At 50.9% G+C, this 6,537-nt stretch carries 6 protein-coding genes and 1 pseudogene; 1 reads left to right on the plus strand and 6 read right to left on the minus strand.

What is annotated here, in order from left to right:
* The first annotated feature begins 242 nt into the window (after nt 1-242).
* Nucleotides 243-620: a hypothetical protein gene (locus HNQ59_RS18805; protein ID WP_184041933.1), complete on the plus strand. Its 378-nt coding sequence runs from the start codon at nt 243-245 to the stop codon at nt 618-620.
* A gap of 52 nt (nt 621-672) precedes the next feature.
* On the opposite strand, the gene HNQ59_RS18810 is transcribed toward HNQ59_RS18805, so the two are convergent.
* From HNQ59_RS18810 to HNQ59_RS18835, 6 genes and pseudogenes are all read right to left on the minus strand, one after another.
* A complete protein-coding gene (locus HNQ59_RS18810) occupies nt 673-1,989 on the minus strand; it encodes a T6SS immunity protein Tli4 family protein (protein ID WP_184041934.1) in 1,317 nt (438 codons plus the stop codon).
* Nucleotides 1,979-3,682 (minus strand): lipase family alpha/beta hydrolase, encoded by a 1,704-nt coding sequence (locus tag HNQ59_RS18815; RefSeq protein WP_184041935.1) that lies wholly within the window; start codon nt 3,680-3,682, stop codon nt 1,979-1,981. Before HNQ59_RS18815 ends, HNQ59_RS18810 begins: the two co-directional genes overlap by 11 nt.
* A gap of 28 nt (nt 3,683-3,710) precedes the next feature.
* Nucleotides 3,711-4,253, minus strand: a complete 543-nt coding sequence (locus tag HNQ59_RS18820; protein ID WP_184041936.1) for a hypothetical protein — start codon at nt 4,251-4,253, stop codon at nt 3,711-3,713.
* A complete protein-coding gene (locus tag HNQ59_RS18825) occupies nt 4,250-4,849 on the minus strand; it encodes a hypothetical protein (protein WP_184041937.1) in 600 nt (199 codons plus the stop codon). The genes HNQ59_RS18820 and HNQ59_RS18825 overlap by 4 nt, the downstream gene beginning before the upstream one ends.
* Nucleotides 4,791-5,924 (minus strand): LysM peptidoglycan-binding domain-containing protein, encoded by a 1,134-nt coding sequence (locus HNQ59_RS18830; protein WP_184041938.1) that lies wholly within the window; start codon nt 5,922-5,924, stop codon nt 4,791-4,793. Before HNQ59_RS18830 ends, HNQ59_RS18825 begins: the two co-directional genes overlap by 59 nt.
* A pseudogene (locus HNQ59_RS18835) lies at nt 5,921-6,537 on the minus strand (hypothetical protein); the annotation flags it as partial. The pseudogene HNQ59_RS18835 and the gene HNQ59_RS18830, both read right to left, overlap by 4 nt.

Below are 6,537 nucleotides of genomic sequence, written 5' to 3' on the forward strand. Positions count from 1 at the left end.
GGTGGCGCAGCGTTGAGGCGGCGGCGATCAATGCCCCTCGTGCTAATTTGCACCACCGCCATTGCTGTGCTTGCGGTCGTAAAGCCGTGAATGCCGCCTCAGCGGCCAGGCCCTGATCAAGAATCGCTACGCACTACCCAGACATCGGGATCTGTATTGTTGCCACGGAACTGACGTGTGACCATTCACCACAATTTCCTTTCAAGCGAGGATGCGTCACTCTGCATTCGGATGCACGGTGGATGCGCTACAAAAACGTGCAGCGCAACAGGAAATTGTGCTTCCATGAGGCGGTGCTGCGCGGCCATGGACGGGCGAAGCAATTCATCCGTGACGAGCGCTTCGAGATCTTCACCGCTACCGACTTTCTCTCTCGGCAGGGCTATTCCGACAAAAAGACCACCGTGTTTGGGGATGCGATTGCCTTGAACACTATGCCCGACGTTCCGCAACATAAGCAGCCAGAGATCGCGTTGGGGCAGCATTGCGGCAGCACCGATGAGCTGCTTCGACTCCAAATGAGGGGATTCACTCAACAAGAGGCTAAGAATTCAAAGCCCTCATCCAGCGCGATCCAGCCGTCAAAGCGGCCATTGTGGCTGGTGACCACCATGGTGTAGGTACTCGTCTGCGAAGTGGGGCTTCAGAAGATGCTGTCCCTGATCGAATTAGTCATGGTGTCTTTTCAATCGACACCAGCCGCCAAACGGTCGGCCAATTGGGCTTGGACGGTCGCTTGCCCGCCAAACTATCCAACAAGCCGGGTTTGCCCAATAAGGTGATGGTTGGCATGATCTCGCCTTGTTTGAACACTCGTGTATTGCCGCTCTCGACATCTTCATGGCGTTCGCTGCAGCGCCAAGTACCGGTTTGCGGACTAGGTTGGCCACTGGCCACAAGAGTACCAAGCGGCACGGCTGAGGTGGCGCTTACAGGCTTGTCGCCGTTGGCATCGGTGATGGGGCGTAGTCGAATACTGTTGACGATTTCATCAAATAGCTCCATGGCGGTTTCATTGCTCAAGCTGGCCTGTATCTTACGTGGCCCATTTGGCGTGGGGTTGAGACCGCTTTCCATGACGATCTGAATTTTAGGTTCCATGACCAATCCAGGTTTGCCGGGTACTTCCCATGTGAATTGGTGTAATCGGCCCCCCCCCTCTGCTGGCAATGACAAGAGAACTTCTTCGCCCTTTAAGGAGCCGACTGGGTGTGCGCCCATCCGCAGCTTTTGCACACTGGCCATTTGTGTGGCGAACATACCCACCAACGAGCCTTGTGCCTTGCTCCAGCGGGTAAGAAGGTTTTCCTCTGCTTCTCCTCTAAGGGAATCAGTCGAGACCTCAATATAAAAATCTGGATGCGATTTAAATTGAAAGCGAGCTGCAGTTGATTCTTGAACGAAATCCCCGTTGGCAGCATTCATTTGGCCTGCTATGAAACCATTTTGAACGCAAAATCCATCTTGTGGCGGCAATTCGTTTTCGGCTCGATGTATGAATTTTTGAATGGTATTTTCCAATCTAATTACAGCTGCCGAAAGCCTGTCTTTTATTACTTCAGTTTTGAAAGTGTGCTGAATATGATTGGAGAATAAATGCGCTTCAAGTATGTACCCTACATCTGAAAAATCATTTTCCCAGTAGGCTAAAATTTTCCCATCTTTCAGCTCCTTACTTAACTTAAGCAGCATTGGATCTTTTTTATGCTTGGTTTCTGATAGTTTCTTTTCTTTTTCTTTTAATGCCCTATCAAAGGTATCGCGAGAGGTGGTGAAACTGGTTACTTCATAGCCAGAATAACGATCATCCCGTGATCCGATTAAGGTTGCATTTTTCGGAAGATCAACCAGATAACGACCCAGGCAGAGGGTTTGTTTTGCAGCACTCATTTGGGCTCCTATATTGGCTGGGGCAGCCTTGATGGACAACGGGTGGGTGATGATCAGGCTGGTTATGGCCAACTGGGCTAGACTTTGCTTATTCAACAAGATCAAGTTCCTTCGTGATTTTGGCTATTGAATATAGTGTAGTCTGTCGCACATGTTGATCTTGATATGAAAACTGATGATTGAAGCCTTTCATGCGAAAGGTTTGTTTTAGACCATATTCGGTTTTATCTACTGCTTGGCCAGAAATATCCGGCACGGTACCATCACCGCCGATATCTTTGCCCGAAATTCGGAAATGGATGGTTTTATCCGGGGCGCTGGGGAGGGAGACCGTCAGTTTCCCCAAATTATTGGATTCCTGCAGTTCCAATTCATCTCGTAACTGTTCTGGGGAAAGGTGTGTGGTGCTGTCTTTTGCTAGCCAAGTTAGTTGGCCAAATGATTGCTGGGATGTATTGCCATAGTCAGCGCCATAGCTCGCAAAGGTATTGTGATGAAATGGTTTCCCTTGCGTGGTGATCTGATCATGCAATTGTTCCGCAAAATTAAGTGCCTTCAGATAAGAAGCCCAAGCTGTCCAGTCTGGGGTCTCTTTTGGCACCAAGCTCGCTGGATCAATCAATGACTCGTCTACCATGCGCCACCAAGTATGCTGCTGGCGGTAGATTTCTTCATAAGGGTCACCAGATGTTGGCAGACTGACAATGGTCTTCTGCCCTTGATGTGTTTCTGCTTGCAGGTGCAACCAAGGTTGTTGGTTGTTGTATTGCTTGTTGGGTAGCAGTTCCAATGGGCCGGGGGAGTGGGCCATAACGCAGGTAACGTCGGCAGCGCTCCAGCCCAGTACTTTTGCGACAAAGAAACCCAAGATGTCAAATCCGCCATTGGTCTCAGTGCCTGCCCGTAGGCGTCGATACACCGCAGGTGCGCCGTGAGTTGGCATGACGCCATGCACGACTCCCAGAATCAGCGACTCCATATCGGGTAGTTGCTGGCAACGTCTGGTGACTAATCCTCCCATGGAGTGACTGATCAGGATGACTTTCTGAAATTTGAAATATTGACTGCGATCATAATAACTCTTGATTTCCAATATCTTGTCGCGCAGATCATGCGCTGAACGATCATTGGACTGTAACCAGTTATAGCCAACGGCATAAGTCGGATAGTAGCAATTTGCGAAATGATCAAACTCATCTTTCGTCAGCGGCTCGAACTCTGGTTGTTGTGGGTTCCAATGCTGATAGGGGGATTGGGTTAGTTGGTCGGGCGTACAGTCCAAGGCGGTTTGCCAGTCTGGTTGTAAGGCTCGCTTATTGAACTGGTTGATTTCTGTATCCAGAAAAGGGAGATTGAGCTGGGTTTCCAGATAGATCAGGAATTCGCCATAACTATCCCAATGTACCGTACCCCATCCTCGCCGCCGTGCTTCTTCCTCAGTCAAAAGTGGGAAGTCGGATGGCAGTTTAATCAGTTGGGTCGGATCCACCTCAACTACGTCCGGCATCATCGAAGCTTGGCGCTTGGCAGGAGATTGAGCCCAGCGGTCGATTGCCTCGGAAAGTCCTCCAAGCATGCTGTTGGGCGGTGTCCAGGCACCTCGCATGTTTTTAATATTGCGCAAATTGGAACCCATGATGCCCGGCACAAAAATGATCGGTACGACTGGGCGTGGCAAGGCAATACACAAGCCCCGTGCTTTGAATTCTTCCGGGCTGCAGACAGAGGGGTAGACAGGATCGCCATTTTCGTCAAACTGCAAAACAAGTTGGCGGGTGGCGGTGTTCGACATGGTTCTGCTTTCTGATTCCTGGGTTGATTTACTCAACGTCGGGCATTTCTTGGCGGTGGCAATCTGGGGTGGTGTCAAATTCGAGATGGGTATAGCCGTGCCAGATTCTGTGGCTTTTGAGCGGGGTTCCAGCCCAGGCGGTTAGGTGGACCCCTTCGCTGCTGTTGCATAGCCGGAAGGAGATCGGCTTGCCGCCATTTAGGATTGGGTCGATATAACGACGATCCTTGAATCTACCAAGAGGGGCAATGATAGCAATAGCGTTGTCGAGTTGATCGTCTACGCCACGCTGTTTAAGCGTAACCTCATAAAACTGCATGCCATCTTGTGCAAAAGCACATTCCGCTTGTCTGGGCTTGACCACAATGGCATCGAATACCCGCATGGGCGGGCGTGGCTGTATCCATTTCAGCGGTGTGCCCGTTTCCAGCAGGGTTGGGTTGGCCACCGCAAGGCATAGTGACTGGCCGACTTGGTTCAGTATGCCAAAGGGGGATGCCGCAGAGTCTGCCAGTGTGAAGCTTGTTAATGAAAAGAAGAGGAGCACGACAACGGGCAAGTGTGTTTTCATTGCCCAAGTTCCGCTTTCCTGCAGGTGGTCTTCCCCGCAAATTCCAGGTTGTCCATACCATGCCACAGACGTTTGCCAGTCAAGGGTTGACCATCCCAGGCGTTGAGGTGGACGGTGTCTTCTTGCTGGCAGTGGGTGAATATGACGGGTTTACCATTGTTGAATGTGGGAGACACAAACTGGTTGTTGATGAGCTCTCCTTCGGAAAGCAATACCGCCACGCCGTGTGTGTGGTCGTCCATTTTGGTCTGGGCCGGGATGATGAGTTGGTAGCTATCAAATCCGTGGATATCATTGAGGCAATCTTCGCTTATCTTCTTTTTGATCGTACCCGTAAAGGAAAGTGCTTTTTTCCTAGAGGGGGCAATCAATGTCAGTTTTTCTCCAGTCTTGAGCGTGGTGGTGCCTGTTGGTAGCGCCAAGCATGCCCTGTCATCCAATTTCCAGAAGATAGCAAATGGAGGGGGCTCTTTTGCTATCACCGGTGTAAAGATGCTGCAGAGAAGGAGTGTAAATAAATAATTTATTTTCATGTATTTATCTTCCGGTTGGTGACCAGTGTGGCCTGTCTCTAGCGCCAAACCAAATAACGTCATATGTTTTTCCAACAAGTTTCAGATCATGCCAGCTGCCGATCTTCACTTTGTTGCCGTCGGCATCTATGATCGTTTTTCTCTCATAGTTGGTGATGGTCATGTCGATGGCTTGGCGCTTGTTGTGATTGGAGCGTCCTGGCTTGGCTACTGGGTTGTTGCCCAGCCCATAAGCTCTCACCATGTCTGCTGCGGCATGTTTAGCTGCTTTCAAATCGGCTTTCCCTGCCGCATCTTTGTGTGACCAGTCTATATTGACGCCAGGCCAGGCTGGCACTTTGTCTGCGGTAATCTTACCCCGCACGATCTGAGAGGCGTAATGCATCAGATACGAGCGCTCAACAGGCCGGTGGGTCGTCGAGATTCTCACGGAAATACCTGCTGCCTTCATTGCAGCCAAGAACTTCTCGACATTGGATTTGAACGGCTCGATCAGATCGGCGGTGCTCTTGCTCTCCCGGAATTTGGCATGCCAGGCGGCCCCGCTTTTTTCCAATTGTCCATCGCTGACGTGGGCGATGGGGTGGCTGTCCGGTCCGCGCCGCTGCTCCACTTTTGGTGCTGCTGGTGGTGGGCTGGGCTTTGAATGCATGGTGGCTGGCTTGGGTCTGGGATGCTTTGCCGGCACATGAGTTTGGGTGGTGACGGTAACTTTGGCCTTGGGGCTTCTGACCTCGACAGTTTTGGGGTGATGAGATTGCCTTACCTGACCGATCGGCTTGAATGTGCCATCAGGCTTTTTGACTTCGACTTTGATATCAGTTGTTGTAAAGATATAAGGTGTCTTGCCATTCTGATCAGAATCCACCACCTGACACTGCCCTGCAAACCACAGCCGACAAGTCAGACCGGGAATGGGGTGATTAGCCTTGTCCACAAACCGCAGCGCGATGGCGGGTACTTTGATGCTTTGCCCCACGCTGATGTGATCGGGGTTGGCAATGTGGTTCAGTGAGGCCAATGCATCGACGGTCGTATTGAATTTGGCCGCAATCTTGGTCAGTGTGTCGCCACGTGCGACCACATAGGCATTTGTCAGACCCGAATCTGCATGATGGCCTTGATGTTCGGTGCTCACAGTGCCTCTCCCTCATGGTGTGTGTCGCCACATCCACATCCAATTTCCGTTGGATCAAGAATGTCCCATTCTCCACTTCCGATCAGGGCAATCAATTCTTTGGGCTGATTGAAAAAGTGACGTGTACCTTGTTCGTCATCATTGAATGTGCCACTTCCTACTTTAATCATACGGTCGCCAGCCTGCTCATACAGATCATATTCTTCGCCAGTGAAGCTGTAGCCGGTGAATTGCTTGACATCAAGTAAGATGCTTTCCTGGGTATCAATGATTTTTGGTGGCGCATCTGGTTTGACCGCGTTCTGATCAAGCAGCATCAGCTTCAGTCCGGTGATGGCCTGATCAGCGATGAGGGTGGTTTGGCCTTGGTCATCGGTCACACCCTCGATCACCTCGCCACTTTCCTTGATGATGCGATAAGGCTGTCGTTTGGCCGGTTTACCATTGGCATAGCGAATGACAAAATGCTCGTCGGTTTTGGCATGACTGGCAGGCATGCTTGGTAGCACCGAAGATAAGCTGCTTGGCCCCTCAAAGCTTTTGCGAGCGGTCTTGAAGGCGAGATCACCTGGAGCACCGAGCTCGATCTGGCCATTGGCGATCTTGATGTATG

It is taken from the genome of Chitinivorax tropicus (genome assembly GCF_014202905.1).
Lineage (GTDB): Bacteria > Pseudomonadota > Gammaproteobacteria > Burkholderiales > SCOH01 > Chitinivorax > Chitinivorax tropicus.

Bases quoted from the DNA above. Each gene is read 5' to 3' on its own strand.
- HNQ59_RS18815 (WP_184041935.1), bottom strand. From the start codon at position 3,682: ATGTCGAACACCGCCACCCGCCAACTTGTTTTGCAGTTTGACGAAAAT.
- HNQ59_RS18805 (WP_184041933.1), top strand. From the start codon at position 243: ATGCGCTACAAAAACGTGCAGCGCAACAGGAAATTGTGCTTCCATGAG.
- HNQ59_RS18825 (WP_184041937.1), bottom strand. From the start codon at position 4,849: ATGACGTTATTTGGTTTGGCGCTAGAGACAGGCCACACTGGTCACCAA.
- HNQ59_RS18820 (WP_184041936.1), bottom strand. From the start codon at position 4,253: ATGAAAACACACTTGCCCGTTGTCGTGCTCCTCTTCTTTTCATTAACA.